Annotated in this window: 25 protein-coding genes, 8 tRNA genes and 1 rRNA gene; all 34 read left to right on the top strand. The window is 34.1% G+C overall.

Annotated features, from left to right (window positions below; genetic code table 11):
• The first annotated feature begins 245 nt into the window (after window positions 1-245).
• The 34 genes from ispE to IDG65_RS10765 all read left to right on the top strand — a co-directional run bounded on the left by ispE (window position 246) and on the right by IDG65_RS10765 (window position 26,449).
• Entirely contained in the window at window positions 246-1,094 is an 849-nt protein-coding gene (gene ispE, locus IDG65_RS10930; RefSeq protein ID WP_000638870.1) for a 4-(cytidine 5'-diphospho)-2-C-methyl-D-erythritol kinase, read from the top strand.
• A gap of 13 nt (window positions 1,095-1,107) precedes the next feature.
• A complete protein-coding gene (gene purR, locus IDG65_RS10925; protein WP_061385171.1) occupies window positions 1,108-1,932 on the top strand; it encodes a pur operon repressor in 825 nt (274 codons plus the stop codon).
• Window positions 1,933-1,948: 16 nt separating this feature from the next.
• Entirely contained in the window at window positions 1,949-2,329 is a 381-nt protein-coding gene (locus IDG65_RS10920) for a RidA family protein (RefSeq protein WP_000691765.1), read from the top strand.
• A 71-nt stretch (window positions 2,330-2,400) separates the two neighbouring features.
• A complete protein-coding gene (gene spoVG, locus IDG65_RS10915; RefSeq protein ID WP_000868999.1) occupies window positions 2,401-2,703 on the top strand; it encodes a septation regulator SpoVG in 303 nt (100 codons plus the stop codon).
• Between the two features lie 189 nt (window positions 2,704-2,892).
• On the top strand, window positions 2,893-3,024 hold the full coding sequence (locus tag IDG65_RS10910) for a hypothetical protein (protein ID WP_001789654.1): 132 nt from the start codon (window positions 2,893-2,895) through the stop codon (window positions 3,022-3,024).
• A 22-nt stretch (window positions 3,025-3,046) separates the two neighbouring features.
• Window positions 3,047-4,399 carry a bifunctional UDP-N-acetylglucosamine diphosphorylase/glucosamine-1-phosphate N-acetyltransferase GlmU gene (gene glmU, locus IDG65_RS10905; RefSeq protein ID WP_001252542.1) on the top strand — a complete coding sequence of 451 codons (1,353 nt, stop codon included), beginning with the start codon at window positions 3,047-3,049 and terminating at the stop codon, window positions 4,397-4,399.
• A gap of 146 nt (window positions 4,400-4,545) precedes the next feature.
• Window positions 4,546-5,511, top strand: coding sequence for a ribose-phosphate diphosphokinase (locus IDG65_RS10900; protein WP_000933774.1), 966 nt, complete (start codon window positions 4,546-4,548; stop codon window positions 5,509-5,511).
• Window positions 5,512-5,660: 149 nt separating this feature from the next.
• A complete protein-coding gene (locus IDG65_RS10895) occupies window positions 5,661-6,314 on the top strand; it encodes a 50S ribosomal protein L25/general stress protein Ctc (protein ID WP_000157650.1) in 654 nt (217 codons plus the stop codon).
• A gap of 310 nt (window positions 6,315-6,624) precedes the next feature.
• Window positions 6,625-7,197: an aminoacyl-tRNA hydrolase gene (gene pth / locus IDG65_RS10890; protein WP_000649791.1), complete on the top strand. Its 573-nt coding sequence runs from the start codon at window positions 6,625-6,627 to the stop codon at window positions 7,195-7,197.
• Complete coding sequence (gene mfd / locus IDG65_RS10885) at window positions 7,197-10,703, top strand: transcription-repair coupling factor (protein ID WP_000154230.1); 3,507 nt, start codon at window positions 7,197-7,199, stop codon at window positions 10,701-10,703. The genes pth and mfd overlap by 1 nt, the downstream gene beginning before the upstream one ends.
• A complete protein-coding gene (locus tag IDG65_RS10880) occupies window positions 10,693-12,219 on the top strand; it encodes a polysaccharide biosynthesis protein (protein WP_000680729.1) in 1,527 nt (508 codons plus the stop codon). Before mfd ends, IDG65_RS10880 begins: the two co-directional genes overlap by 11 nt.
• The gene (locus IDG65_RS10875) at window positions 12,219-13,412 is read left to right on the top strand and encodes a MazG nucleotide pyrophosphohydrolase domain-containing protein (protein ID WP_000951443.1); all 1,194 of its coding nucleotides are present in this window, start codon (window positions 12,219-12,221) and stop codon (window positions 13,410-13,412) included. The genes IDG65_RS10880 and IDG65_RS10875 overlap by 1 nt, the downstream gene beginning before the upstream one ends.
• Complete coding sequence (locus tag IDG65_RS10870) at window positions 13,409-13,672, top strand: RNA-binding S4 domain-containing protein (protein WP_001234989.1); 264 nt, start codon at window positions 13,409-13,411, stop codon at window positions 13,670-13,672. The genes IDG65_RS10875 and IDG65_RS10870 overlap by 4 nt, the downstream gene beginning before the upstream one ends.
• 17 nt (window positions 13,673-13,689) lie before the next feature.
• Window positions 13,690-14,082, top strand: a complete 393-nt coding sequence (gene divIC / locus IDG65_RS10865) for a cell division protein DivIC (protein ID WP_000792417.1) — start codon at window positions 13,690-13,692, stop codon at window positions 14,080-14,082.
• 104 nt (window positions 14,083-14,186) lie between these two features.
• On the top strand, window positions 14,187-14,588 hold the full coding sequence (locus IDG65_RS10860; RefSeq protein WP_000021445.1) for a S1 domain-containing RNA-binding protein: 402 nt from the start codon (window positions 14,187-14,189) through the stop codon (window positions 14,586-14,588).
• A 179-nt stretch (window positions 14,589-14,767) separates the two neighbouring features.
• Window positions 14,768-16,063 (top strand): tRNA lysidine(34) synthetase TilS, encoded by a 1,296-nt coding sequence (gene tilS, locus IDG65_RS10855; protein ID WP_052997688.1) that lies wholly within the window; start codon window positions 14,768-14,770, stop codon window positions 16,061-16,063.
• Between the two features lie 4 nt (window positions 16,064-16,067).
• A complete protein-coding gene (gene hpt, locus IDG65_RS10850; RefSeq protein WP_000551283.1) occupies window positions 16,068-16,607 on the top strand; it encodes a hypoxanthine phosphoribosyltransferase in 540 nt (179 codons plus the stop codon).
• A gap of 256 nt (window positions 16,608-16,863) precedes the next feature.
• The gene (ftsH, locus tag IDG65_RS10845) at window positions 16,864-18,957 is read left to right on the top strand and encodes an ATP-dependent zinc metalloprotease FtsH (protein WP_001167888.1); all 2,094 of its coding nucleotides are present in this window, start codon (window positions 16,864-16,866) and stop codon (window positions 18,955-18,957) included.
• Window positions 18,958-19,185: 228 nt separating this feature from the next.
• The gene (gene hslO / locus IDG65_RS10840) at window positions 19,186-20,067 is read left to right on the top strand and encodes an Hsp33 family molecular chaperone HslO (protein ID WP_000148605.1); all 882 of its coding nucleotides are present in this window, start codon (window positions 19,186-19,188) and stop codon (window positions 20,065-20,067) included.
• A gap of 178 nt (window positions 20,068-20,245) precedes the next feature.
• Window positions 20,246-21,178: a cysteine synthase A gene (gene cysK, locus IDG65_RS10835; protein ID WP_000057587.1), complete on the top strand. Its 933-nt coding sequence runs from the start codon at window positions 20,246-20,248 to the stop codon at window positions 21,176-21,178.
• Window positions 21,179-21,393: 215 nt separating this feature from the next.
• Entirely contained in the window at window positions 21,394-22,197 is an 804-nt protein-coding gene (gene folP, locus IDG65_RS10830) for a dihydropteroate synthase (protein WP_000167939.1), read from the top strand.
• The gene (gene folB, locus IDG65_RS10825) at window positions 22,175-22,540 is read left to right on the top strand and encodes a dihydroneopterin aldolase (RefSeq protein ID WP_001154302.1); all 366 of its coding nucleotides are present in this window, start codon (window positions 22,175-22,177) and stop codon (window positions 22,538-22,540) included. The genes folP and folB overlap by 23 nt, the downstream gene beginning before the upstream one ends.
• Window positions 22,537-23,013: a 2-amino-4-hydroxy-6-hydroxymethyldihydropteridine diphosphokinase gene (folK, locus tag IDG65_RS10820; protein ID WP_000613718.1), complete on the top strand. Its 477-nt coding sequence runs from the start codon at window positions 22,537-22,539 to the stop codon at window positions 23,011-23,013. Before folB ends, folK begins: the two co-directional genes overlap by 4 nt.
• A gap of 393 nt (window positions 23,014-23,406) precedes the next feature.
• On the top strand, window positions 23,407-23,499 hold the full coding sequence (locus IDG65_RS10815; RefSeq protein WP_001790128.1) for a hypothetical protein: 93 nt from the start codon (window positions 23,407-23,409) through the stop codon (window positions 23,497-23,499).
• A 52-nt stretch (window positions 23,500-23,551) separates the two neighbouring features.
• On the top strand, window positions 23,552-25,039 hold the full coding sequence (gene lysS / locus IDG65_RS10810; protein WP_001288206.1) for a lysine--tRNA ligase: 1,488 nt from the start codon (window positions 23,552-23,554) through the stop codon (window positions 25,037-25,039).
• A gap of 557 nt (window positions 25,040-25,596) precedes the next feature.
• Window positions 25,597-25,711: ribosomal RNA gene (rrf, locus tag IDG65_RS10805) — 5S ribosomal RNA — on the top strand.
• 12 nt (window positions 25,712-25,723) lie between these two features.
• A tRNA-Val gene (locus IDG65_RS10800) sits at window positions 25,724-25,799 on the top strand.
• 16 nt (window positions 25,800-25,815) lie between these two features.
• A tRNA-Thr gene (locus tag IDG65_RS10795) sits at window positions 25,816-25,891 on the top strand.
• A gap of 6 nt (window positions 25,892-25,897) precedes the next feature.
• Window positions 25,898-25,970, top strand: a tRNA-Lys gene (locus IDG65_RS10790).
• A gap of 33 nt (window positions 25,971-26,003) precedes the next feature.
• Window positions 26,004-26,078: transfer RNA gene (locus tag IDG65_RS10785), tRNA-Gly, on the top strand.
• A gap of 7 nt (window positions 26,079-26,085) precedes the next feature.
• A tRNA-Leu gene (locus tag IDG65_RS10780) sits at window positions 26,086-26,174 on the top strand.
• Window positions 26,175-26,179: 5 nt separating this feature from the next.
• Window positions 26,180-26,256 (top strand) — tRNA-Arg (locus tag IDG65_RS10775).
• Window positions 26,257-26,276: 20 nt separating this feature from the next.
• Window positions 26,277-26,350, top strand: a tRNA-Pro gene (locus IDG65_RS10770).
• 23 nt (window positions 26,351-26,373) lie between these two features.
• Window positions 26,374-26,449, top strand: a tRNA-Ala gene (locus IDG65_RS10765).
• The last annotated feature ends 142 nt before the right edge of the window (window positions 26,450-26,591 follow it).

Below are 26,591 nucleotides of genomic sequence, written 5' to 3'. Positions count from 1 at the left end.
GAGTGTTGGGCATTATGTTCAATACTCTTTTTATTTACAAAATGTTTAACACTGATGTTTCGCTTATAGATTTTCAGTAAATGGATACTTGTATTTATAAACACAAATACAAGTAAATACTAAGTAATTAGATGGAGAAAATTACTTTTTTATTAAAAAAACACTAAAAAACAAATTAAAATGTCAAATATTAATTCTCTTTATGTTAAAATCATCATATTAAGATAACGAAAAGAGGGCGGAAAATGATATATGAAACGGCACCAGCCAAAATTAATTTTACGCTCGATACACTTTTTAAAAGAAATGATGGCTATCATGAGATTGAAATGATAATGACAACAGTTGATTTAAATGATCGTTTAACTTTTCATAAAAGAAAAGATCGAAAGATAGTTGTTGAGATTGAACATAATTATGTGCCTTCTAATCATAAAAATCTCGCATATCGTGCAGCGCAACTATTTATTGAGCAATATCAACTAAAGCAAGGTGTAACAATTTCTATCGATAAAGAAATACCTGTTTCTGCTGGCTTAGCTGGAGGTTCGGCTGATGCAGCAGCAACTTTAAGAGGATTGAATCGACTTTTTGATATAGGGGCGAGTTTGGAAGAATTGGCTCTACTAGGCAGTAAAATCGGGACAGATATTCCGTTTTGTATTTATAATAAAACTGCACTATGTACTGGAAGAGGAGAGAAAATCGAGTTTTTAAATAAACCACCTTCAGCTTGGGTGATTCTTGCTAAACCAAACTTAGGCATATCATCACCAGATATATTTAAGTTGATTAATTTAGATAAGCGTTACGACGTACATACGAAAATGTGTTATGAGGCCTTAGAAAATCGAGATTATCAACAATTATGTCAAAGTTTGTCTAATCGATTAGAGCCAATTTCTGTTTCAAAACACCCACAAATCGATAAATTAAAAAATAATATGTTGAAAAGTGGTGCAGATGGTGCGTTAATGAGTGGAAGCGGACCTACTGTGTATGGGCTAGCACGAAAAGAAAGCCAAGCAAAAAATATTTATAATGCAGTTAACGGTTGTTGTAATGAAGTGTACTTAGTTAGACTATTAGGATAGAAGGGTTGAAAAGATGAGATATAAACGAAGCGAGAGAATTGTTTTTATGACGCAATATTTGATGAACCATCCGAATAAATTGATTCCATTAACTTTTTTTGTGAAAAAATTTAAACAGGCGAAGTCTTCAATAAGTGAAGATGTCCAAATTATAAAAAATACATTCCAAAAAGAAAAGTTAGGTACAGTAATTACTACTGCTGGCGCAAGTGGTGGTGTTACGTATAAACCAATGATGAGTAAAGAAGAGGCGACTGAAGTTGTTAATGAGGTCATTACTCTATTAGAAGAGAAAGAACGTTTGTTACCTGGCGGATATTTATTTTTATCAGATTTGGTAGGTAATCCATCGCTACTAAACAAAGTTGGTAAGTTAATTGCCAGTATTTACATGGAAGAAAAATTAGATGCTGTTGTTACCATTGCGACAAAAGGTATTTCATTGGCAAATGCGGTTGCTAATATTTTAAATTTACCAGTAGTAGTGATTAGAAAAGACAACAAGGTGACTGAAGGTTCTACAGTTTCAATTAATTACGTTTCAGGATCTTCAAGAAAAATAGAAACAATGGTACTTTCGAAGAGAACTTTAGCAGAAAATTCAAATGTTTTAGTTGTCGATGATTTTATGAGGGCTGGTGGCTCTATTAATGGTGTTATGAATTTAATGAATGAGTTTAAAGCCCATGTAAAAGGGGTATCAGTACTTGTAGAATCAAAAGAAGTTAAACAAAGATTGATTGAAGATTATACTTCCTTAGTGAAATTATCTGATGTAGATGAATATAATCAAGAGTTTAACGTAGAACCTGGCAGCAGTTTATCTAAGTTTTCATAAAAGGAGTTTTAGTATTATGAAAATCATTAACACAACAAGATTACCGGAAGCACTTGGACCATATTCGCATGCAACAGTTGTGAATGGTATGGTTTATACTTCTGGTCAGATTCCATTGAATATTGATGGACATATCGTAAGCGCTGATGTTCAAGCACAGACAAAACAAGTTTTAGAAAATTTAAAGGTTGTTTTGGAAGAAGCAGGATCTGATTTGGATTCTGTTGCGAAAGCGACCATTTTCATTAAAGATATGAATGATTTCCAAAAAATAAATGAAGTGTATGGTCAATATTTTAATGAACACAAGCCAGCGCGTAGTTGTGTAGAGGTTGCGCGTTTGCCAAAAGATGTGAAAGTAGAAATTGAATTAGTAAGTAAAATTAAGGAATTATAATTTTCGATTAATATGTTTAATCAAGCTTCTAAATAAAACAGAGATATATATACTATAGGGGGGCTCACTACATGAAAGTGACAGATGTAAGACTTAGAAAAATACAAACAGATGGACGAATGAAAGCACTCGTTTCCATTACATTAGATGAAGCTTTCGTAATTCATGATTTACGTGTAATTGAAGGAAACTCTGGCTTGTTCGTTGCAATGCCAAGTAAACGTACACCAGATGGTGAATTCCGCGACATCGCGCATCCTATTAATTCAGATATGAGACAAGAAATTCAAGATGCAGTGATGAAAGTATATGATGAAACAGATGAAGTAGTACCAGATAAAAACGCTACATCAGAAGATTCAGAAGAAGCTTAATCAATTTTATATTTAGCGATGTAATACATTTGCAATAAGTTGATTTGATACTGTCGATAAAGCATAAAGCTTTGTCGGCAGTTTTTTTAGTTTGTATTAATGTTTTTTTATTTTTAATGAAAGGCTAATAAATATATACGTTAACAGATTATGATGATATGAAAATTATTGATTCATTGCTGATAAAAATTGCGTTTGAATGATGCTCGTATTTTTGAAGTAAGAAAAAAGTTGTTTTTAAAATTACAACGAATTAAAAACAATGCCTTTTATATGTTGAAAGAGTATTGCAGATTAAATTATAATAATGACGAAGTGTAAAATTTAATGGGGGTTAATGTTCATGCGAAGACACGCGATAATTTTGGCAGCAGGTAAAGGCACAAGAATGAAATCTAAAAAGTATAAAGTGCTACACGAGGTTGCTGGGAAACCTATGGTCGAACATGTATTGGAAAGTGTGAAAGGCTCTGGTGTCGATCAAGTTGTAACCATCGTAGGACATGGTGCTGAAAGTGTAAAAGGACATTTAGGCGAGCGTTCTTTATACAGTTTTCAAGAGGAACAACTCGGTACTGCGCATGCAGTGCGAATGGCGAAATCACACTTAGAAGACAAGGAAGGTACGACGATCGTTGTATGTGGTGACACACCGCTCATCACAAAGGAAACATTAGAAACATTGATTGCGCATCACGAGGATGCTAATGCTCAAGCAACTGTATTATCTGCATCGATTCAACAACCATATGGATACGGAAGAATCGTTCGAAATGCGTCAGGTCGTTTAGAACGCATAGTTGAAGAGAAAGATGCAACGCAAGCTGAAAAGGATATTAATGAAATCAGTTCAGGTATTTTTGCGTTTAATAATAAAACGTTGTTTGAAAAATTAACACAAGTGAAAAATGATAATGCGCAAGGTGAATATTACCTCCCTGATGTATTGTCGTTAATTTTAAATGATGGCGGCATCGTAGAAGTCTATCGTACCAATGATGTTGAAGAAATCATGGGTGTAAATGATCGTGTAATGCTTAGTCAGGCTGAGAAGGCGATGCAACGTCGTACGAATCATTATCACATGCTAAATGGTGTGACAATCATCGATCCTGACAGCACTTATATTGGTCCAGACGTTACAATTGGTAGTGATACAGTCATTGAACCAGGCGTACGAATTAACGGTCGTACAGAAATTGGCGAAGATGTTGTTATTGGTCAGTACTCTGAAATTAACAATAGTACGATTGAAAATGGTGCATGTATTCAACAGTCTGTTGTTAATGATGCTAGCGTAGGAGCTAATACTAAGGTCGGACCGTTTGCGCAATTGAGACCAGGCGCGCAATTAGGTGCAGATGTTAAGGTTGGAAATTTTGTAGAAATTAAAAAAGCAGATCTTAAAGATGGTGCCAAGGTTTCACATTTAAGTTATATTGGCGATGCTGTAATTGGCGAACGTACTAATATTGGTTGCGGAACGATTACAGTTAACTATGATGGTGAAAATAAATTTAAAACTATCGTCGGCAAAGATTCATTTGTAGGTTGCAATGTTAATTTAGTAGCACCTGTAACAATTGGTGATGATGTATTGGTGGCAGCTGGTTCCACAATCACAGATGACGTACCAAATGACAGTTTAGCTGTGGCAAGAGCAAGACAAACAACAAAAGAAGGATATAGGAAATAATCATTTACGTATTTAAAATGGCTAGGATAAAAGGATAATCCTATGTAATATTAATGTAATCTTTATGATTTAATGATTCGCATAGTAATGGAGTTACATTTTATATATAATAGTAATTGCGTAAGTAAATAATTGGAGGACTATAAATGTTAAATAATGAATATAAGAATTCGTCATTAAAGATTTTTTCATTGAAAGGAAACGAAGCATTAGCGCAAGAAGTTGCTGACCAAGTAGGAATTGAACTAGGTAAATGTTCAGTTAAACGTTTTAGTGATGGAGAAATTCAAATTAATATCGAAGAGAGTATTCGTGGTTGTGACGTATTTATTATTCAACCAACATCATATCCTGTGAATCTACATCTAATGGAATTATTAATTATGATTGATGCTTGTAAACGTGCTTCTGCAGCAACAATCAATATTGTAGTGCCATATTATGGATATGCAAGACAAGATAGAAAAGCCCGTAGCCGTGAGCCAATCACAGCTAAATTAGTTGCAAACTTAATAGAAACAGCTGGCGCAACTCGTATGATTGCGTTAGACTTACATGCACCACAAATTCAAGGATTCTTTGATATTCCAATTGACCACTTAATGGGTGTGCCAATTCTTGCTAAACATTTCAAAGATGATCCGAATATTAACCCAGAAGAATGTGTCGTTGTTTCACCAGACCATGGCGGTGTTACACGTGCACGTAAATTAGCTGACATTTTAAAAACTCCAATTGCAATTATAGATAAACGTCGTCCTAGACCAAATGTTGCTGAAGTGATGAACATTGTTGGTGAGATTGAAGGACGTACGGCAATTATTATTGACGATATTATTGATACAGCAGGTACAATCACTTTAGCTGCACAAGCATTAAAAGATAAAGGTGCTAAAGAAGTATATGCTTGTTGTACACACCCTGTTTTATCAGGACCGGCTAAAGAACGTATCGAAAATTCTGCTATAAAAGAATTAATCGTAACAAACTCAATTCATTTAGATGAAGACCGCAAACCATCTAACACTAAAGAATTATCTGTTGCTGGTTTAATCGCACAAGCTATCATTCGTGTATACGAAAGAGAATCAGTTAGCGTATTATTTGACTAATATTTAAAAGGCGTTTGACGAACATATCCCAAACGTGTATAATAGTTTCGTTCGTGATTATACGAATAAATAAACACTTGCAAGCAACGATGATGTTGATGGGTAAGTGAGGTGCTCGTTTTGAGCAAAAATGAAAGGTGGAAATGAGAATGGCTTCATTAAAGTCAATCATCCGTCAAGGTAAACAAACACGTTCAGATCTTAAACAATTAAGAAAATCTGGTAAAGTACCAGCAGTAGTATACGGTTACGGTACTAAAAACGTGTCAGTTAAAGTTGATGAAGTAGAATTCATCAAAGTTATCCGTGAAGTAGGTCGTAACGGTGTTATCGAATTAGGCGTTGGTTCTAAAACTATCAAAGTTATGGTTGCAGACTACCAATTCGATCCACTTAAAAACCAAATTACTCACATTGACTTCTTAGCAATCAATATGAGTGAAGAACGTACTGTTGAAGTACCAGTTCAATTAGTTGGTGAAGCAGTAGGCGCTAAAGAAGGCGGCGTAGTTGAACAACCATTATTCAACTTAGAAGTAACTGCTACTCCAGACAATATTCCAGAAGCAATCGAAGTAGACATTACTGAATTAAACATTAACGACAGCTTAACTGTTGCTGATGTTAAAGTAACTGGCGACTTCAAAATCGAAAACGATTCAGCTGAATCAGTAGTAACAGTAGTTGCTCCAACTGAAGAACCAACTGAAGAAGAAATCGAAGCTATGGAAGGCGAACAACAAACTGAAGAACCAGAAGTTGTTGGCGAAAGCAAAGAAGACGAAGAAAAAACTGAAGAGTAATTTTAATCTGTTACATTAAAGTTTTTATACTTTGTTTAACAAGCACTGTGCTTATTTTAATATAAGCATGGTGCTTTTTGTGTTATTATAAAGCTTAATTAAACTTTATTGCTTTGTACTAAAGTTTAATTAATTTTAGTGAGTAAAAGACATTAAACTCAACAATGATACATCATAAAAATTTTTATGTACTCGATTTTAAAATACATACTTACTAAGCTAAAGAATAATGATAATTGATGGCAATGGCGGAAAATGGATGTTGTCATTATAATAATAAATGAAACAATTATGTTGGAGGTAAACACGCATGAAATGTATTGTAGGTCTAGGTAATATAGGTAAACGTTTTGAACTTACAAGACATAATATCGGCTTTGAAGTCGTTGATTATATTTTAGAGAAAAATAATTTTTCATTAGATAAACAAAAGTTTAAAGGTGCATATACAATTGAACGAATGAACGGCGATAAAGTGTTATTTATCGAACCAATGACAATGATGAATTTGTCAGGTGAAGCAGTTGCACCGATTATGGATTATTACAATGTTAATCCAGAAGATTTAATTGTCTTATATGATGATTTAGATTTAGAACAAGGACAAGTTCGCTTAAGACAAAAAGGAAGTGCGGGCGGTCACAATGGTATGAAATCAATTATTAAAATGCTTGGTACAGACCAATTTAAACGTATTCGTATTGGTGTGGGAAGACCAACGAATGGTATGACGGTACCTGATTATGTTTTACAACGCTTTTCAAATGATGAAATGGTAACGATGGAAAAAGTTATCGAACACGCAGCACGCGCAATTGAAAAGTTTGTTGAAACATCACGATTTGACCATGTTATGAATGAATTTAATGGTGAAGTGAAATAATGACAATATTGACAACGCTTATAAAAGAAGATAATCATTTTCAAGACCTTAATCAGGTATTTGGACAAGCAAACACACTAGTAACTGGTCTTTCCCCGTCAGCTAAAGTGACGATGATTGCTGAAAAATATGCACAAAGTAATCAACAGTTATTATTAATTACCAATAATTTATACCAAGCAGATAAATTAGAAACAGATTTACTTCAATTTATAGATGCTGAAGAATTGTATAAGTATCCTGTGCAAGATATTATGACCGAAGAGTTTTCAACACAAAGCCCTCAACTGATGAGTGAACGTATTAGAACTTTAACTGCGTTAGCTCAAGGTAAGAAAGGGTTATTTATCGTTCCTTTAAATGGTTTGAAAAAGTGGTTAACTCCTGTTGAAATGTGGCAAAATCACCAAATGACATTGCGTGTTGGTGAGGATATCGATGTGGACCAATTTCTTAACAAATTAGTTAATATGGGGTACAAACGGGAATCCGTGGTATCGCATATTGGTGAATTCTCATTGCGAGGAGGTATTATCGATATCTTTCCGCTAATTGGGGAACCAATCAGAATTGAGCTATTTGATACCGAAATTGATTCTATTCGGGATTTTGATGTTGAAACGCAGCGTTCCAAAGATAATGTTGAAGAAGTCGATATCACAACTGCAAGTGATTATATCATTACTGAAGAAGTGATCAGCCATCTTAAAGAAGAGTTAAAAACTGCATATGAAAATACAAGACCCAAAATAGATAAATCAGTGCGCAATGATTTGAAAGAAACGTATGAAAGCTTTAAATTATTCGAAAGTACATACTTTGATCATCAAATACTACGTCGTTTAGTAGCGTTTATGTATGAAACACCTTCGACAATTATTGAGTATTTCCAAAAAGATGCAATCATTGCAGTTGATGAATTTAATCGTATTAAAGAAACTGAAGAAAGTTTAACAGTAGAGTCTGATTCGTTTATTAGCAATATTATTGAAAGTGGTAATGGATTTATAGGACAAAGTTTTATAAAATATGATGATTTTGAAACATTGATTGAAGGCTATCCTGTCACTTATTTTTCATTATTCGCTACAACAATGCCGATAAAACTAAATCATATTATTAAATTTTCATGTAAACCTGTCCAACAATTTTATGGGCAATATGACATTATGCGTTCTGAATTTCAACGATATGTCAATCAAAATTATCATATTGTGGTTTTGGTCGAAACTGAAACTAAAGTTGAACGTATGCAAGCGATGTTAAGTGAAATGCATATTCCATCAATAACAAAATTGCATCGCTCAATGTCATCGGGGCAAGCAGTGATTATTGAAGGCAGTTTATCTGAAGGATTTGAACTACCTGATATGGGATTAGTTGTCATTACTGAGCGTGAGCTTTTTAAATCAAAACAGAAAAAGCAACGAAAACGTACGAAAGCTATCTCAAATGCTGAAAAAATTAAGTCTTACCAAGATTTAAATGTGGGAGATTATATTGTTCATGTGCATCATGGTGTTGGTAGATATTTAGGTGTTGAGACGCTCGAAGTGGGGCAAACGCATCGGGATTATATTAAATTGCAATATAAAGGTACGGATCAACTATTTGTTCCAGTAGATCAAATGGATCAAGTTCAAAAATATGTAGCTTCGGAAGATAAGACGCCAAAATTAAATAAACTCGGTGGCAGTGAATGGAAAAAAACAAAAGCTAAAGTTCAACAAAGTGTTGAAGATATTGCTGAAGAGTTGATTGATTTATATAAAGAAAGAGAAATGGCAGAAGGTTATCAATATGGGGAAGACACAGCTGAGCAAACAACATTTGAATTAGATTTTCCATATGAACTTACGCCTGACCAAGCTAAATCTATCGATGAAATTAAAGATGACATGCAAAAATCGCGTCCAATGGATCGCTTGCTATGTGGTGATGTTGGTTATGGTAAAACTGAAGTTGCAGTGAGAGCAGCATTCAAAGCTGTAATGGAAGGAAAGCAAGTTGCATTTTTAGTTCCTACAACTATTTTAGCTCAGCAACATTATGAGACGTTAATTGAGCGTATGCAAGATTTTCCTGTTGAAATTCAATTAATGAGTCGTTTTAGAACGCCAAAAGAGATAAAACAAACTAAGGAAGGACTTAAAACTGGGTTTGTTGACATAGTTGTTGGTACACACAAATTACTTAGTAAAGATATACAGTATAAAGATTTAGGGCTGTTGATTGTAGATGAAGAACAACGATTTGGTGTACGCCATAAAGAGCGTATTAAAACATTAAAACATAATGTAGATGTACTAACATTGACTGCAACCCCAATACCTAGAACATTGCATATGAGTATGCTAGGTGTGCGCGATTTGTCAGTGATTGAAACGCCGCCAGAAAATCGTTTCCCAGTTCAAACATATGTATTAGAACAGAACATGAGTTTTATCAAAGAAGCTTTAGAAAGAGAACTATCCCGTGATGGCCAAGTGTTTTATCTTTATAATAAAGTGCAATCCATTTATGAAAAACGAGAACAACTCCAGATGTTAATGCCAGATGCTAACATTGCAGTTGCTCATGGACAAATGACAGAGCGCGATTTAGAAGAAACGATGTTAAGTTTTATCAATAATGAATATGATATTTTAGTAACGACGACGATTATTGAAACAGGTGTCGATGTCCCAAATGCAAATACTTTGATCATTGAAGATGCAGATCGCTTTGGATTGAGTCAGTTGTATCAATTAAGAGGTCGTGTTGGTCGTTCAAGTCGTATTGGTTATGCATACTTCCTACATCCAGCAAATAAGGTACTAACTGAGACTGCAGAAGATCGATTACAAGCGATTAAAGAATTTACGGAGTTAGGCTCAGGATTTAAGATTGCGATGCGTGATTTGAACATTCGTGGTGCTGGTAATTTGTTAGGTAAACAACAGCACGGCTTTATTGATACAGTTGGATTTGATTTGTACAGTCAAATGTTAGAAGAAGCTGTAAATGAAAAACGTGGTATTAAGGAACCAGAATCTGAGGTGCCAGAAGTCGAAGTTGATTTAAACTTGGATGCATATTTGCCAACAGAGTATATTGCAAATGAACAAGCTAAAATTGAAATTTATAAAAAGCTACGAAAAACTGAAACATTTGATCAAATTATCGACATTAAAGATGAATTAATTGATCGTTTTAATGATTATCCTGTTGAAGTAGCACGTTTGCTTGATATAGTGGAAATAAAAGTACACGCATTACATTCAGGTATCACGTTGATTAAAGATAAAGGGAAAATAATTGATATTCATTTATCTGTAAAAGCCACTGAAAATATTGATGGCGAAGTGCTGTTCAAAGCAACACAACCTTTAGGTAGAACAATGAAGGTTGGTGTTCAAAATAATGCAATGACAATTACTTTAACGAAACAAAATCAATGGCTTGATAGTTTGAATTTTTTAGTTAAGTGCATTGAAGAAAGTATGAGAATCAGTGATGAAGCATAAAGAAGCATTTAATGGCGTTGTCGTGTTAACTGCTGCATTAATTGTCATTAAAATTCTGAGTGCTGTATATCGAATTCCATATCAAAATATATTAGGCGATACAGGTTTGTATGCATATCAACAAGTGTATCCAATTGTAGCACTAGGAATGATATTATCGATGAATGCCATTCCTAGTGCAATTACACAAAATATAGGAAAGTATCATAGTGACGAAGCATATGCAAAAGCAGTCGCTTATATACAATTAGTTGGTATATTAATATTTATTGCTATTTTTGTGTTTGCGAACAATATTGCACATATGATGGGTGATGGCCATTTAACACCAATGATTCAAGCTGCAAGTTTAAGCTTTATATTTATAGGTATGCTTGGCGTGTTAAGAGGTTATTATCAATCTGCAAATAATATGACAGTTCCGGCTATTTCCCAGGTTATAGAACAAGTTATACGAGTAGGTATTATCATTGTTACTATTGTTATTTTTGTAGACAGAGGTTGGACGATATATGAAGCGGGAACAATTGCTATTTTAGCATCAACGATAGGTTTTTTAGGTTCTTCAATTTATTTAGTAGCGCACCGACCTTTTAAGTTTAAAATGGTAAATAACACTGCAAAGATTGTTTGGAAACAGTTCGCACTTTCGGTTTTGATTTTCGCTATCAGTCAATTAATCGTAATTTTATGGCAAGTGATTGATAGTGTTACTATTATTAAGTCACTTCAAGCGATACGCGTGCCATTCGATGTTGCCATAACTGAAAAAGGAGTCTATGACCGTGGTGCATCATTTATTCAGATGGGATTGATTGTAACTACAACATTTAGTTTTGCGCTCATTCCTCTGTTAAGTGACGCAATCAAAATGAATAATCAGGTACTTATGAATCGTTATGCAAATGCGTCATTAAAGATTACGATTTTAATAAGTACAGCAGCGGGAATAGGATTAATTAATTTATTGCCTTTAATGAACGGTGTGTTTTTTAAGACGAATGATTTAACCTTAACGTTAAGTGTTTATATGATTACGGTCATTTGTGTATCGTTAATTATGATGGATATGGCATTATTACAAGCGCAACATGCTGTGAGACCTATTTTTGTTGGTATGACGGCAGGATTGGTTATTAAATTTATACTTAATATCATTTTGATTCGTTTAAGTGGCATTATTGGTGCGAGCATTAGTACTGTTGTATCATTAATTATATTCGGTACGATTATCCATATTGCTGTCACGAGAAAATACCACTTACATGCGATGAGACGATTTTTTATCAATGTTGTTTTAGGTATGGTATTTATGTCGATTGTTGTTCAATGCGTGTTAAACATAGTGACAACACACGGTAGAATCACTGGACTCATTGAATTATTATGTGCAGCAGTATTAGGTATCATTGCATTGTTTTTCTATATTTTTAGATTTAATGTTTTGACATATAAAGAGTTAACTTATTTACCATTTGGTTCAAAGTTGTATCAAATTAAGAAAGGAAGACGTTGATGGCACATACCATTACGATTGTTGGCTTAGGAAACTATGGCATTGATGATTTGCCGCTAGGGATATATAAATTTTTAAAGACACAAGATAAAGTTTATGCAAGAACGTTAGATCATCCAGTTATAGAATCATTGCAAGATGAATTAACATTTCAGAGTTTTGACCATGTTTATGAAGCACATGACCAATTTGAAGATGTCTATAATGATATTGTGGCGCAATTGGTTGAAGCTGCTAATGAAAAAGATATTGTCTATGCGGTTCCGGGTCATCCTAGAGTTGCTGAGACAACTACAGTGAAATTACTGGCTTTAGCAAAGGACAATACTGATATAGATGTGAAAGTTTTAGGTGGTAAAAGCTTTATTGATGATGTGTTTGAAGCAGTTAATGTAGATCCAAATGATGGCTTCACACTGTTAGATGCGACATCATTACAAGAAGTAACACTTAATGTTAGAACGCATACATTGATTACGCAAGTTTATAGTGCAATGGTTGCTGCTAATTTGAAAATCACTTTAATGGAACGATATCCTGATGATTACCCTGTTCAAATTGTCACTGGTGCACGAAGCGATGGTGCGGATAACGTTGTGACATGCCCATTATATGAATTGGATCATGATGAAAATGCATTCAATAATTTGACGAGTGTATTCGTACCAAAAATCATAACATCGACATATTTGTATCATGACTTTGATTTTGCAACGGAAGTGATTGATACTTTAGTTGATGAAGATAAAGGTTGTCCATGGGATAAAGTGCAAACGCATGAAACGCTAAAGCGTTATTTACTTGAAGAAACATTTGAATTGTTCGAAGCTATTGACAATGAAGATGATTGGCATATGATTGAAGAACTAGGAGATATTTTATTACAAGTGTTATTGCATACTAGTATTGGTAAAAAAGAAGGGTATATCGACATTAAAGAAGTGATTACAAGTCTTAATGCTAAAATGATTCGTAGACACCCACACATATTTGGTGATGCCAATGCTGAAACTATCGATGACTTAAAAGAAATTTGGTCTAAGGCGAAAGATGCTGAAGGTAAACAGCCAAGAGTTAAATTTGAAAAAGTATTTGCAGAGCATTTTTTAAATTTATATGAGAAGACGAAGGATAAGTCATTTGATGAGGCCGCGTTAAAGCAGTGGCTAGAAAAAGGGGAGAGTAATACATGAGATTAGATAAATATTTAAAAGTATCACGGTTAATAAAGCGACGTACGCTAGCAAAAGAAGTAAGTGATCAAGGTAGAATTACAATAAATGGTAATGTTGCTAAAGCTGGATCGGATGTTAAAGTTGAAGATGTGCTGACGATTCGCTTTGGTCAAAAATTAGTAACAGTTAAAGTAACTGCATTAAATGAACATGCATCTAAAGATAACGCGAAGGGCATGTATGAAATCGTTGAAGAGCGTCGACTTGAAGAAGCGTAAATTGGAGGTGACAAGCAATGAAAAATAAAGTAGAACATATAGAAAATCAGTACACGTCGCAAGAGAACAAGAAAAAACAACGTCAAAAAATGAAAATGCGTGTTGTTCGTAGGCGTATTACAGTATTTGCGGGCGTATTACTTGCGATAATTGTTGTTTTATCAATCTTGCTTGTTGTCCAAAAACATCGCAATGATATCGATGCACAGGAGCGAAAAGCGAAAGAAGCACAGTTTCAAAAGCAACAAAATGAAGAAATTGCGTTAAAAGAAAAGTTGAATAATCTGAATGACAAAGATTATATTGAAAAAATTGCGCGTGATGATTATTACTTAAGCAACAAAGGTGAAGTGATTTTTAGGTTGCCAGAAGACAAAGATTCGTCTAGCTCAAAATCTTCGAAAAAATAAATCCAAATTGATTCAAAATTATCCGAGTATAGACATTGTGAAAAAATCCAAACAAGGATATAATAAGGGAAAATCGAATCAAATCGGGAGGATTTATTTAACATATGTCAATCGAAGTTGGAAATAAGCTTAAAGGTAAAGTCACTGGTATTAAAAAGTTTGGTGCATTCGTAGAATTACCTGAAGGAAAAAGTGGTTTAGTTCACATTAGTGAAGTCGCAGATAATTATGTTGAAAACGTAGAAGAGCACCTTTCTGTTGGTGATGAAGTAGACGTAAAAGTATTATCTATTGCTGATGATGGAAAAATTAGTCTTTCAATTAAGAAAGCTAAAGACCGTCCACGTAGACAACATACGAGTAAACCAAGTCATCAAAAACCAGTGCAAAAAGCCGAAGATTTTGAAAAGAAATTAAGCAATTTCTTAAAAGATAGTGAAGATAAATTAACTTCAATCAAACGTCAAACAGAATCTAGACGCGGTGGCAAAGGTTCAAGACGTTAATTAAAATAAATAAAGACTGTTTCGATAAGGAATATATTTAGAATGATGCGTATCGAATAATCGATTGCAGCGTTAGACAATCTAAGACTGTTTCTTAAATAAGGAGCAGTCTCTTTTATTTGTAATGATATAACTAAGACTTATACCATTTTTGAAAATTGTAAAAGTGAGGTGATGTTATGCAGTTAAATAGTAATGGTTGGCATGTTGATGACCATATTGTTGTCGCTGTTTCTACAGGTATTGATAGTATGTGTTTATTGTATCAACTACTAAATGATTATAAAGATAGTTATAGAAAACTAGCATGCTTACATGTCAATCATGGCGTTAGGTCAGCTTCAATCGAGGAAGCCAGATTTTTAGAAGTATACTGCGAACGTCATCACATCGATTTACATATCAAAAAGTTAGATTTGTCGCATAGTCTCGACCGAAATAACAGCATTCAGAATGAAGCTCGAATTAAACGTTACGAATGGTTTGATGAAATGATGAATGTATTAGAAGCGGATGTATTGCTAACGGCGCATCATTTGGACGATCAATTAGAAACTATTATGTATCGTATTTTTAATGGGAAATCAACACGTAATAAACTAGGATTTGATGAGTTATCGAAGCGAAAAGGTTATCAGATTTATCGACCACTTTTAGCTGTCTCTAAAAAAGAAATAAAACAATTCCAAGAGAGATATCATATTCCATATTTTGAAGATGAATCTAATAAAGATAACAAATATGTTAGAAATGATATTCGTAATAGAATTATTCCAGCTATTGATGAAAATAATCAACTTAAAGTATCGCATTTATTAAAATTAAAACAATGGCATGATGAACAATATGATATTTTGCAATATTCAGCTAAACAATTTATTCAAGAATTTGTGAAGTTTGATGAACAGTCAAAATATTTAGAGGTTTCTAGACAAGCTTTTAATAACTTACCAAACTCATTAAAGATGGTTGTGTTGGATTGCCTATTATCAAAGTATTATGAGTTGTTTAATATTAGTGCTAAAACATACGAAGAGTGGTTTAAACAATTTAGTAGTAAGAAAGCACAATTCAGTATTAATCTCACGGATAAATGGATAATTCAAATCGCATATGGTAAATTAATAATAATGGCTAAAAATAATGGCGATACATATTTTAGAGTTCAAACTATTGAAAAGCCAGGTAATTATATTTTTAACAAATATCGATTAGAGATACATTCTAATTTACCAAAATGTTTATTTCCGCTTACAGTGAGAACACGACAAAGTGGCGATACATTTAAACTGAATGGGCGCGATGGTTATAAGAAAGTGAATCGCCTGTTTATAGATTGTAAAGTGCAACAGTGGGTTCGGGATCAAATGCCAATTGTATTGGATAAACAACAGCGCATTATTGCGGTAGGAGATTTATATCAACAACAAACAATAAAACAATGGATTATAATTAGTAAAAATGGAGATGAATAGCGTTATGCATAATGATTTGAAAGAAGTATTGTTAACTGAAGAAGATATTCAAAATATCTGTAAGGAATTGGGAGCACAATTAACAAAGGATTATCAAGGTAAACCATTAGTATGCGTGGGTATCTTAAAAGGCTCAGCAATGTTTATGTCAGATTTAATTAAACGAATTGATACCCATTTATCAATTGATTTCATGGATGTTTCTAGTTATCACGGAGGCACTGAGTCAACTGGTGAAGTTCAAATCATTAAAGATTTAGGTTCTTCTATTGAAAATAAAGACGTATTAATTATTGAAGATATCTTAGAGACTGGTACTACACTTAAGTCAATTACTGAATTATTACAATCTAGAAAAGTTAATTCATTAGAAATAGTTACTTTATTAGATAAACCAAACCGTCGTAAAGCGGACATTGAAGCTAAGTATGTAGGTAAAAAAATACCAGATGAATTTGTTGTTGGTTACGGTTTAGATTATCGTGAATTATACCGAAACTTACCATATATCGGTACGTTAAAACCTGAAGTGTATTCAAATTAATTTTTTAATCAATTTCAGTTATTATTACTATGCGTTTGAGAAATAATAGTGTAGACTCAAAAATATGAAAAATGTATTTCATATATATTTAATTTTAGACAAGACATATGTCTTGAAAAGTTGAAAAATATAGAGATTGATAAAACTAATACGGATGTGAATGACATTGATGTTAAGCTCAATTACTAGCTTATAAAACATGTCATATGTTACAATTTTTGTTAGTTTTATTATGGGAAGTAGGAGGAAATGACGCATGCAGAAAGCTTTTCGCAATGTGCTAGTTATCGTAATAATAGGCGTTATTATTTTTGGTCTATTTTCATATTTAAACGGTAATGGAAATATGCCGAAACAGCTTACATATAATCAATTTACTGAGAAGTTGGAAAAAGGTGACCTTAAAACTTTAGAAATCCAACCACAACAAAATGTCTATATGGTAAGTGGTAAAACGAAAAATGATGAAGACTATTCATCAACTATTTTATATAACAACGAAAAAGAATTACAAAAAATTACTGATGCTGCTAAAAAGCAAAACGGTGTAAAATTAACGATTAAAGAAGAAGAAAAACAAAGTGTCTTTGTGAGTATACTTTCAACATTAATTCCAGTTGTAGTCATAGCGTTATTATTTATTTTCTTCCTAAGCCAAGCACAAGGTGGCGGTAGTGGCGGTCGTATGATGAACTTTGGTAAATCTAAAGCAAAAATGTACGATAATAATAAACGTCGTGTTCGTTTCTCTGATGTAGCAGGGGCAGATGAAGAAAAACAAGAATTAATTGAAATTGTTGATTTCTTGAAAGATAATAAAAAATTCAAAGAAATGGGATCTAGGATTCCTAAAGGTGTCTTACTTGTTGGACCTCCAGGTACTGGTAAAACATTACTTGCTAGAGCGGTTGCAGGTGAAGCTGGCGCACCATTCTTCTCTATTAGTGGTTCAGACTTTGTAGAGATGTTTGTTGGTGTTGGTGCGAGCCGTGTTCGTGACTTATTCGATAATGCTAAGAAAAACGCGCCTTGTATTATCTTTATCGATGAGATTGATGCTGTTGGTCGTCAACGTGGTGCAGGTGTTGGTGGCGGTCATGATGAACGTGAACAAACCCTAAACCAATTATTAGTTGAAATGGATGGTTTCGGTGAAAATGAAGGTATCATTATGATAGCTGCTACAAACCGTCCTGATATCCTTGACCCAGCCTTATTACGTCCAGGTCGTTTTGATAGACAAATTCAAGTTGGTCGTCCAGATGTGAAAGGCCGTGAAGCAATTCTTCATGTTCATGCTAAAAACAAACCACTTGATGAAACGGTTGATTTAAAAGCAATTTCACAACGTACACCTGGTTTCTCAGGTGCTGATTTAGAGAACTTATTAAATGAAGCATCTTTAATTGCTGTACGTGAAGGTAAAAAGAAAATTGACATGAGAGATATCGAAGAGGCAACGGATAGAGTTATAGCCGGACCTGCTAAGAAATCTCGAGTTATTTCTAAGAAAGAACGTAATATTGTTGCTCATCACGAAGCTGGTCATACAATTATCGGTATGGTACTTGATGAGGCAGAAGTAGTGCATAAAGTTACTATTGTTCCACGTGGACAAGCAGGTGGTTATGCAATGATGCTACCTAAACAAGATCGTTTCTTAATGACTGAACAAGAGTTATTAGATAAAATCTGTGGTTTACTTGGTGGACGTGTATCAGAAGATATTAACTTTAACGAAGTATCAACAGGTGCTTCAAATGACTTCGAACGTGCAACACAAATCGCACGCTCAATGGTTACGCAATATGGTATGAGTAAAAAATTAGGACCATTACAGTTCGGTCATAGCAATGGTCAAGTATTCTTAGGTAAAGATATGCAAGGTGAGCCTAATTATTCAAGCCAAATCGCATATGAAATTGATAAAGAAGTTCAACGAATCGTTAAAGAACAATACGAACGTTGTAAACAAATTTTATTAGAGCACAAAGAACAATTAATTTTAATTGCTGAAACATTATTAACAGAAGAAACATTAGTTGCTGAACAAATTCAATCATTATTCTACGAAGGTAAATTACCTGAAATTGATTATGATGCAGCTAAAGTTGTTAAAGATGAAGATTCTGAATTTAATGATGGTAAATTCGGTAAATCTTATGAAGAGATTCGTAAAGAGCAATTAGAAGATGGACAACGTGACGAAAGTGAAGATCGTAAAGAAGAAAAAGATATTGCTGAGGATAAAAAAGAAGCTGATAAATCTGATGAAAAAGATGAACCAGCACATCGACAAGCCCCAAATATCGAAAAACCTTACGATCCAAATCACCCAGACAATAAATAATCGATTATATACAGTACCTCTTTCTATGATAAAGTTATAGAAAGGGGTACTTTTATCGTTTTTGAAAATACGTATTAGATTTTAAGTCGTTGAATTGTTATAGCAGAAAATAATTGTAAAACAAGTTACTTCATTATTTAGAATGATGGGTGTAGAATAAGAACAATTGTTGCATTTTATGAAGTAAAGTAATTTTTTAAATATAGAGTAATAGAGGAGATTGAAATAATGACACACGATTATATTGTTAAAGCATTAGCATTTGATGGAGAGATTAGGGCTTATGCTGCTTTGACAACTGAAACTGTTCAAGAAGCACAAACGAGACATTATACATGGCCGACAGCATCTGCTGCAATGGGAAGAACAATGACAGCAACAGCTATGATGGGCGCAATGTTGAAAGGTGATCAAAAATTAACTGTCACTGTAGATGGCCAAGGACCTATTGGACGAATTATTGCCGATGCAAATGCTAAAGGCGAGGTGCGTGCTTATGTAGACCATCCACAAACTCATTTTCCATTAAATGAGCAAGGTAAACTTGATGTAAGACGAGCAGTAGGGACAAATGGATCTATTATGGTTGTTAAAGACGTTGGAATGAAAGACTATTTCTCTGGAGCAAGTCCAATTGTTTCAGGAGAACTTGGTGAAGATTTTACTTATTATTATGCTACAAGTGAACAAACACCTTCATCGGTAGGTCTTGGTGTATTGGTAAATCCTGATAATACGATTAAAGCAGCAGGAGGATTTATCATTCAAGTTATGCCAGGTGCCAAAGATGAAACAATTTCAAAATTAGAAAAAGCAATTAGTGAAATGACACCAGTTTCTAAATTAATTGAACAAGGATTAACGCCAGAAGGATTACTAAACGAAATCTTAGGTGAAGACCATGTGCAAATTTTAGAGAAAATGCCTGTTCAATTTGAATGTAATTGTAGTCATGAGAAATTTTTAAATGCTATTAAAGGATTGGGCGAGGCTGAGATTCAAAATATGATTAAAGAAGATCATGGTGCTGAAGCAGTATGTCATTTCTGTGGAAATAAATATAAATATACTGAAGAAGAATTAAACGTGTTGCTAGAAAGTTTAGCGTAATTTAATTTAAATCAATACGCTAAAATGTTTATTTTTAGCGGTTTAGTGAAATGTAGAACTAAATAGTTGTATAATCCTTAGTAATTTTGTTTGCTTTCTAGAATTTATTTGATAAAATAATTCTATATCCGATAAATAAACTAAGATTTCAACAACTAACTAAAAAGGAGTGTTCTTAATGGCACAAAAACCAGTAGATAATATTACTCAAATTATTGGCGATACACCGGTAGTCAAATTGAGAAATGTAGTAGATGACAATGCAGCAGATGTTTATGTAAAATTGGAATATCAAAATCCAGGTGGTTCTGTAAAGGATAGAATTGCTTTAGCAATGATTGAAAAAGCAGAGCGAGAAGGCAAAATTAAACCTGGCGATACAATTGTAGAACCAACTAGTGGTAATACGGGTATCGGTTTAGCATTTGTATGTGCTGCTAAAGGATATAAAGCAGTATTTACTATGCCTGAAACAATGAGCCAAGAGCGTCGTAATTTATTAAAAGCATACGGTGCGGAATTAGTTTTAACGCCTGGATCAGAAGCGATGAAAGGTGCAATTAAAAAAGCTAAAGAATTAAAAGAAGAACATGGTTACTTCGAGCCACAACAATTTGAAAACCCTGCGAACCCTGAAGTTCATGAGTTAACTACAGGTCCTGAGTTATTACAACAATTTGAAGGGAAAACTATCGATGCGTTCCTAGCTGGTGTTGGTACTGGTGGTACGTTATCTGGTGTAGGTAAAGTTCTGAAAAAAGAATATCCTAACATCGAAATTGTTGCTATAGAGCCTGAGGCTTCTCCAGTATTGAGCGGTGGTGAGCCAGGTCCACATAAATTACAAGGTTTAGGTGCTGGATTTATTCCAGGCACTTTGAATACAGAAATCTATGACAGTATTATTAAAGTAGGAAATGATACAGCGATGGAAATGTCTCGTCGAGTTGCTAAAGAGGAAGGTATTTTAGCAGGTATTTCATCAGGTGCTGCGATTTATGCTGCCATTCAAAAAGCAAAAGAATTAGGAAAAGGTAAAACAGTAGTAACAGTATTGCCGAGTAATGGTGAACGCTACTTATCAACACCTTTATATTCATTCGATGACTAATTAATGTCATTTAAAAGAGTGAGTTATCTTTTTGAGATAACTTGCTCTTTTTTTCTACCATGTATAATTTTAAAAATATGAGCGTTAAATTAAACATTTTTCTGATAAAAACATCCAGTGAATGATAAGATAATAAACGTACATACTAATAACTAGTAAATCGCAGGAGTAAATTTTATTAGAGTTAAACAATACATAATTAAAGGGTGGTTAACATGACTAAAACAAAAATTATGGGCATATTAAACGTCACACCTGATTCATTCTCAGATGGTGGAAAATTTAATAATGTTGAATCAGCAGTAACTAGAGTGAAAGCGATGATGGATGAAGGTGCTGACATTATAGATGTTGGAGGTGTTTCAACGAGACCCGGCCATGAAATGGTTTCATTAGAAGAAGAGCTGAACAGAGTATTACCTGTTGTTGAAGCTATTGTCGGTTTTGATGTGAAAATTTCAGTCGATACATTTCGAAGTGAGGTTGCTGAAGCATGTTTAAAATTAGGCGTTGATATCATTAATGATCAATGGGCGGGGCTGTATGATCATCATATGTTCCAAATTGTAGCTAAATATGACGCGGAAATTATTTTAATGCATAATGGAAATGGTAATCGTGATGAACCGGTTGTCGAAGAAATGTTAACATCTTTGTTAGCACAAGCACATCAAGCTAAAATAGCTGGTATACCTTCAAATAAAATTTGGCTAGATCCAGGTATAGGTTTCGCTAAAACTAGAAATGAAGAAGCCGAAGTTATGGCAAGACTGGATGAACTTGTTGCAACAGAATATCCAGTTTTATTAGCGACAAGCCGGAAACGTTTCACTAAAGAGATGATGGGTTATGATACAACACCGGTTGAAAGAGATGAAGTAACTGCAGCTACGACTGCATATGGTATTATGAAAGGCGTTAGAGCAGTACGCGTTCATAATGTCGAGTTGAATGCTAAATTAGCTAAAGGTATAGATTTTTTAAAGGAGAATGAAAATGCAAGACACAATCTTTCTTAAAGGTATGCGCTTTTATGGATATCATGGTGCTTTATCAGCTGAAAATGAAATAGGGCAAATTTTCAAAGTGGATGTAACTTTGAAAGTAGACTTAGCTGAAGCTGGGCGTACTGATAATGTTATTGATACAGTTCATTATGGTGAAGTGTTCGAAGAGGTTAAATCAATTATGGAAGGTAAGGCCGTTAATTTACTTGAGCATCTAGCTGAACGTATTGCAAATCGTATAAATTCACAATATAATCGTGTAATGGAAACGAAAGTGAGAATCACTAAAGAAAACCCACCGATTCCGGGTCATTATGATGGAGTAGGTATCGAAATAGTGAGGGAGAATAAATGATTCAAGCATACTTAGGATTAGGTAGTAATATTGGTGATAGAGAAAGCCAGTTAAACGATGCTATAAAGATTTTGAATGAATATGATGGTATTAACGTATCTAATATTTCTCCGATTTATGAAACAGCACCAGTTGGGTATACTGAGCAACCTAACTTTTTAAATTTGTGTGTTGAAATTCAAACAACACTCACAGTATTACAACTGTTGGAATGTTGTTTGAAGACAGAAGAATGTTTACACCGTGTTAGAAAGGAACGATGGGGTCCTAGAACTTTAGATGTGGATATTTTGTTGTATGGAGAAGAAATGATAGATTTACCAAAACTGTCGGTGCCACATCCGAGAATGAATGAACGTGCATTTGTTTTAATCCCATTAAATGATATAGCAGCAAATGTCATAGAACCACGTTCGAAATTGAAAGTGAAAGATTTAGTTTTTGTCGATGACAGTGTAAAGAGATATAAATAATGTATTGTTGAGAACATTCATATTTATTGGGAATAGATGATTGATTATTGGAGATGTTTCCGCATTTTGATTATCTCTAAATGCATTTGATTTCGAATTAGTATATGATGATTCAGTATGTGTTAGAATTAAGTTATTTCATAAAATCAAAGTAAGCAATATTTGATAAATTGCTGTAATGTATTTGGGCTTTTGTTGAAGTTTGTGGAAGATAATTTTTATACATTTACTTAGGGTTGTATTAATGATAATCGTATTTTAAATGAATAAGTAATTCATAAACGAAAACAGAAATTGCTTTATTACATTTACAACCTCTTGTAAAATTAAAAAAGTGATAAAATTGATGTTATGAATATAAGAAAACATGCCACATCATAACTTTAAGGTGTAATGGTTAATGATAAAGTATTAGAAACATCGAAAGAGATGTATGTTGAGCAAAAATGTCTGATATTTTATAAAACTTTAAAGGAAAATGTTTGAGTGTACCAGTTGGAATACTAAAGGATTACAACAAGTTAAAGGAGAGAAAGTTATGTCAGAAGAAATGAATGACCAAATGTTGGTTCGACGTCAAAAATTACAAGAATTATATGATCTTGGTATAGACCCGTTTGGTTCTAAATTTGACCGTTCAGGTTTATCTAGTGATTTGAAAGAAGAGTGGGACCAGTATTCTAAAGAAGAATTGGTAGAAAAAGAAGCGGATAGTCATGTCGCTATAGCTGGACGATTAATGACTAAGCGTGGTAAAGGTAAAGCAGGATTTGCACACGTTCAGGACTTAGCTGGACAAATTCAAATTTACGTTCGTAAAGATCAAGTTGGCGATGACGAATTTGATTTATGGAAAAATGCTGATTTAGGCGATATCGTTGGTGTTGAAGGTGTAATGTTCAAAACAAATACTGGCGAATTATCGGTTAAAGCGAAGAAATTCACGCTACTAACTAAATCATTGCGACCATTACCAGATAAATTCCACGGTTTACAGGATATTGAACAGAGATATCGTCAAAGATATTTAGATTTAATTACGAACGAAGATAGCACTCGTACATTTATTAATCGTAGTAAAATCATTCAAGAAATGCGTAATTATTTAAATAATAAAGGTTTCTTGGAAGTAGAAACACCTATGATGCACCAAATTGCTGGTGGCGCAGCTGCTAGACCATTTGTAACACATCATAATGCATTAGATGCAACGTTATACATGCGTATTGCTATTGAGTTGCATTTAAAACGTTTAATTGTCGGTGGACTTGAAAAAGTATATGAAATTGGTAGAGTATTCCGTAATGAAGGTGTATCAACTAGACATAACCCTGAATTCACAATGATTGAATTATATGAAGCATATGCAGATTATCATGACATTATGGATTTAACAGAATCTATGGTGAGACATATTACCAATGAAGTATTAGGTTCTGCAAAAGTACAATACAATGGGGAAACGATTGATTTAGAATCTGCTTGGACTCGTTTGCATATTGTTGATGCTGTAAAAGAAGCTACTGGTGTAGATTTTTATGAAGTTAAAAGTGATGAAGAAGCTAAAGCTTTAGCTAAAGAACATGGTATTGAAATTAAAGATACAATGAAATATGGTCATATTTTAAATGAATTCTTTGAGCAAAAAGTTGAAGAAACACTTATTCAGCCAACGTTTATCTATGGTCATCCGACTGAAATTTCACCTTTAGCGAAGAAAAATCCTGAAGATCCTAGATTTACTGATCGTTTCGAATTGTTCATTGTAGGTAGAGAGCATGCAAATGCATTTACTGAATTAAATGATCCTATTGATCAAAAAGGTCGTTTTGAAGCGCAACTTGTTGAAAAAGCGCAAGGTAATGATGAAGCGCATGAAATGGATGAAGATTACATTGAAGCGTTAGAATATGGTATGCCTCCGACAGGTGGTCTTGGTATCGGTATTGATAGATTGGTTATGTTATTAACTGACTCTCCATCAATCAGAGACGTGTTATTATTCCCTTATATGAGACAAAAATAAATGACGTTGATTGTTAGTAAGAGCTCTCGTGTATACAACATGTGTATGCGAGGGTTTTCTTAATTATGGTAATTAGTTCGTGTTTGAATGTTTTTGATAGTAATAGTTAACGATAATGGTGCTATTTTTGACTGTTAAACAAGGTAGTTGGCTGATAGATGAAAATGACGATACGTATATAGAGTAGTTCGGATGAGAAATGTTAACGATAGACATTGAGATATCTTATAACAAAAATTGCTATATTAGTATAATTTATCTTAATCAGCTATAAAAGTACTTTAAAATTGTATAGAATGTGTATGGTTTTGTACATATGTGTATGATAGAATACTAAAAGTGTTATGAATTAGAGAGCACGAGAAATGTCAGTTTTGAAGAATAAAAAAGTTGATTAAAAGTGTTGACTTTATCAATTGAATGAAGTAATATATAAAAGTCGTCAAAAACAGACGAAACACACTAAAAGCTGATGTGACAAAGTTCACAACAAAGTGTAAAATTAACTATTGCACCTTATTAATTAAGCGTGTATCATAAATTAGTAAGTTATTTTGTCTGGTGACTATAGCAAGGAGGTCACACCTGTTCCCATGCCGAACACAGAAGTTAAGCTCCTTAGCGTCGATGGTAGTCGAACTTACGTTCCGCTAGAGTAGAACGTTGCCAGGCAAATGACAAATCGGAGAATTAGCTCAGCTGGGAGAGCATCTGCCTTACAAGCAGAGGGTCGGCGGTTCGAACCCGTCATTCTCCACCATTTATTCTTAGATATAGCCGGCCTAGCTCAATTGGTAGAGCAACTGACTTGTAATCAGTAGGTTGGGGGTTCAAGTCCTCTGGCCGGCACCATCTTTTGAGCCATTAGCTCAGCTGGTAGAGCATCTGACTTTTAATCAGAGGGTCAGAGGTTCGAATCCTCTATGGCTCATTACGATTTAATTTTTATATTTAGCAAAATAATGCAGAAGTAGTTCAGCGGTAGAATACAACCTTGCCAAGGTTGGGGTCGCGGGTTCGAATCCCGTCTTCTGCTCCATTATTTTGCCGGGGTGGCGGAACTGGCAGACGCACAGGACTTAAAATCCTGCGGTGAGAGATCACCGTACCGGTTCGATTCCGGTCCTCGGCACCATTTTAGCGCCCGTAGCTCAATTGGATAGAGCGTTTGACTACGGATCAAGAGGTTATGGGTTCGACTCCTATCGGGCGCGCCATTTTTAAATTAATTGAATAACGGGAAGTAGCTCAGCTTGGTAGAGCACTTGGTTTGGGACCAAGGGGTCGCAGGTTCGAATCCTGTCTTCCCGATTACTTCTTAAATTCCATTTTATGGGGGCTTAGCTCAGCTGGGAGAGCGCCTGCTTTGCACGCAGGAGGTCAGCGGTTCGATCCCGCTAGTCTCCACCATTTATTTTTTACACGATGAACATTGAAAACTGAATGACAATATGTCAACGTTAATTCCAAAAAACGTAACTATAAGTTACAAACATTATTTAGTATTTATGAGCTAATCAAACATCATAATTTTTATGGAGAGTTTGATCCT

Source organism: Staphylococcus sp. EG-SA-17, assembly GCF_017151845.1.
GTDB lineage: Bacteria > Bacillota > Bacilli > Staphylococcales > Staphylococcaceae > Staphylococcus > Staphylococcus aureus.
This window is presented reverse-complemented; position numbering and strand designations above follow the sequence as displayed.

What these genes read in the sequence shown, in the direction of transcription:
- ispE (WP_000638870.1), top strand. Translation starts at nt 246, where the DNA reads ATGATATATGAAACGGCACCAGCCAAAATTAATTTTACGCTCGATACA.
- purR (WP_061385171.1), top strand. Translation starts at nt 1,108, where the DNA reads ATGAGATATAAACGAAGCGAGAGAATTGTTTTTATGACGCAATATTTG.
- IDG65_RS10920 (WP_000691765.1), top strand. Translation starts at nt 1,949, where the DNA reads ATGAAAATCATTAACACAACAAGATTACCGGAAGCACTTGGACCATAT.
- spoVG (WP_000868999.1), top strand. Translation starts at nt 2,401, where the DNA reads ATGAAAGTGACAGATGTAAGACTTAGAAAAATACAAACAGATGGACGA.
- glmU (WP_001252542.1), top strand. Translation starts at nt 3,047, where the DNA reads ATGCGAAGACACGCGATAATTTTGGCAGCAGGTAAAGGCACAAGAATG.
- IDG65_RS10900 (WP_000933774.1), top strand. Translation starts at nt 4,546, where the DNA reads ATGTTAAATAATGAATATAAGAATTCGTCATTAAAGATTTTTTCATTG.
- IDG65_RS10895 (WP_000157650.1), top strand. Translation starts at nt 5,661, where the DNA reads ATGGCTTCATTAAAGTCAATCATCCGTCAAGGTAAACAAACACGTTCA.
- pth (WP_000649791.1), top strand. Translation starts at nt 6,625, where the DNA reads ATGAAATGTATTGTAGGTCTAGGTAATATAGGTAAACGTTTTGAACTT.
- mfd (WP_000154230.1), top strand. Translation starts at nt 7,197, where the DNA reads ATGACAATATTGACAACGCTTATAAAAGAAGATAATCATTTTCAAGAC.
- IDG65_RS10880 (WP_000680729.1), top strand. Translation starts at nt 10,693, where the DNA reads ATGAAGCATAAAGAAGCATTTAATGGCGTTGTCGTGTTAACTGCTGCA.
- IDG65_RS10875 (WP_000951443.1), top strand. Translation starts at nt 12,219, where the DNA reads ATGGCACATACCATTACGATTGTTGGCTTAGGAAACTATGGCATTGAT.
- IDG65_RS10870 (WP_001234989.1), top strand. Translation starts at nt 13,409, where the DNA reads ATGAGATTAGATAAATATTTAAAAGTATCACGGTTAATAAAGCGACGT.
- divIC (WP_000792417.1), top strand. Translation starts at nt 13,690, where the DNA reads ATGAAAAATAAAGTAGAACATATAGAAAATCAGTACACGTCGCAAGAG.
- IDG65_RS10860 (WP_000021445.1), top strand. Translation starts at nt 14,187, where the DNA reads ATGTCAATCGAAGTTGGAAATAAGCTTAAAGGTAAAGTCACTGGTATT.
- tilS (WP_052997688.1), top strand. Translation starts at nt 14,768, where the DNA reads ATGCAGTTAAATAGTAATGGTTGGCATGTTGATGACCATATTGTTGTC.
- hpt (WP_000551283.1), top strand. Translation starts at nt 16,068, where the DNA reads ATGCATAATGATTTGAAAGAAGTATTGTTAACTGAAGAAGATATTCAA.
- ftsH (WP_001167888.1), top strand. Translation starts at nt 16,864, where the DNA reads ATGCAGAAAGCTTTTCGCAATGTGCTAGTTATCGTAATAATAGGCGTT.
- hslO (WP_000148605.1), top strand. Translation starts at nt 19,186, where the DNA reads ATGACACACGATTATATTGTTAAAGCATTAGCATTTGATGGAGAGATT.
- cysK (WP_000057587.1), top strand. Translation starts at nt 20,246, where the DNA reads ATGGCACAAAAACCAGTAGATAATATTACTCAAATTATTGGCGATACA.
- folP (WP_000167939.1), top strand. Translation starts at nt 21,394, where the DNA reads ATGACTAAAACAAAAATTATGGGCATATTAAACGTCACACCTGATTCA.
- folB (WP_001154302.1), top strand. Translation starts at nt 22,175, where the DNA reads ATGCAAGACACAATCTTTCTTAAAGGTATGCGCTTTTATGGATATCAT.
- folK (WP_000613718.1), top strand. Translation starts at nt 22,537, where the DNA reads ATGATTCAAGCATACTTAGGATTAGGTAGTAATATTGGTGATAGAGAA.
- IDG65_RS10815 (WP_001790128.1), top strand. Translation starts at nt 23,407, where the DNA reads ATGGTTAATGATAAAGTATTAGAAACATCGAAAGAGATGTATGTTGAG.
- lysS (WP_001288206.1), top strand. Translation starts at nt 23,552, where the DNA reads ATGTCAGAAGAAATGAATGACCAAATGTTGGTTCGACGTCAAAAATTA.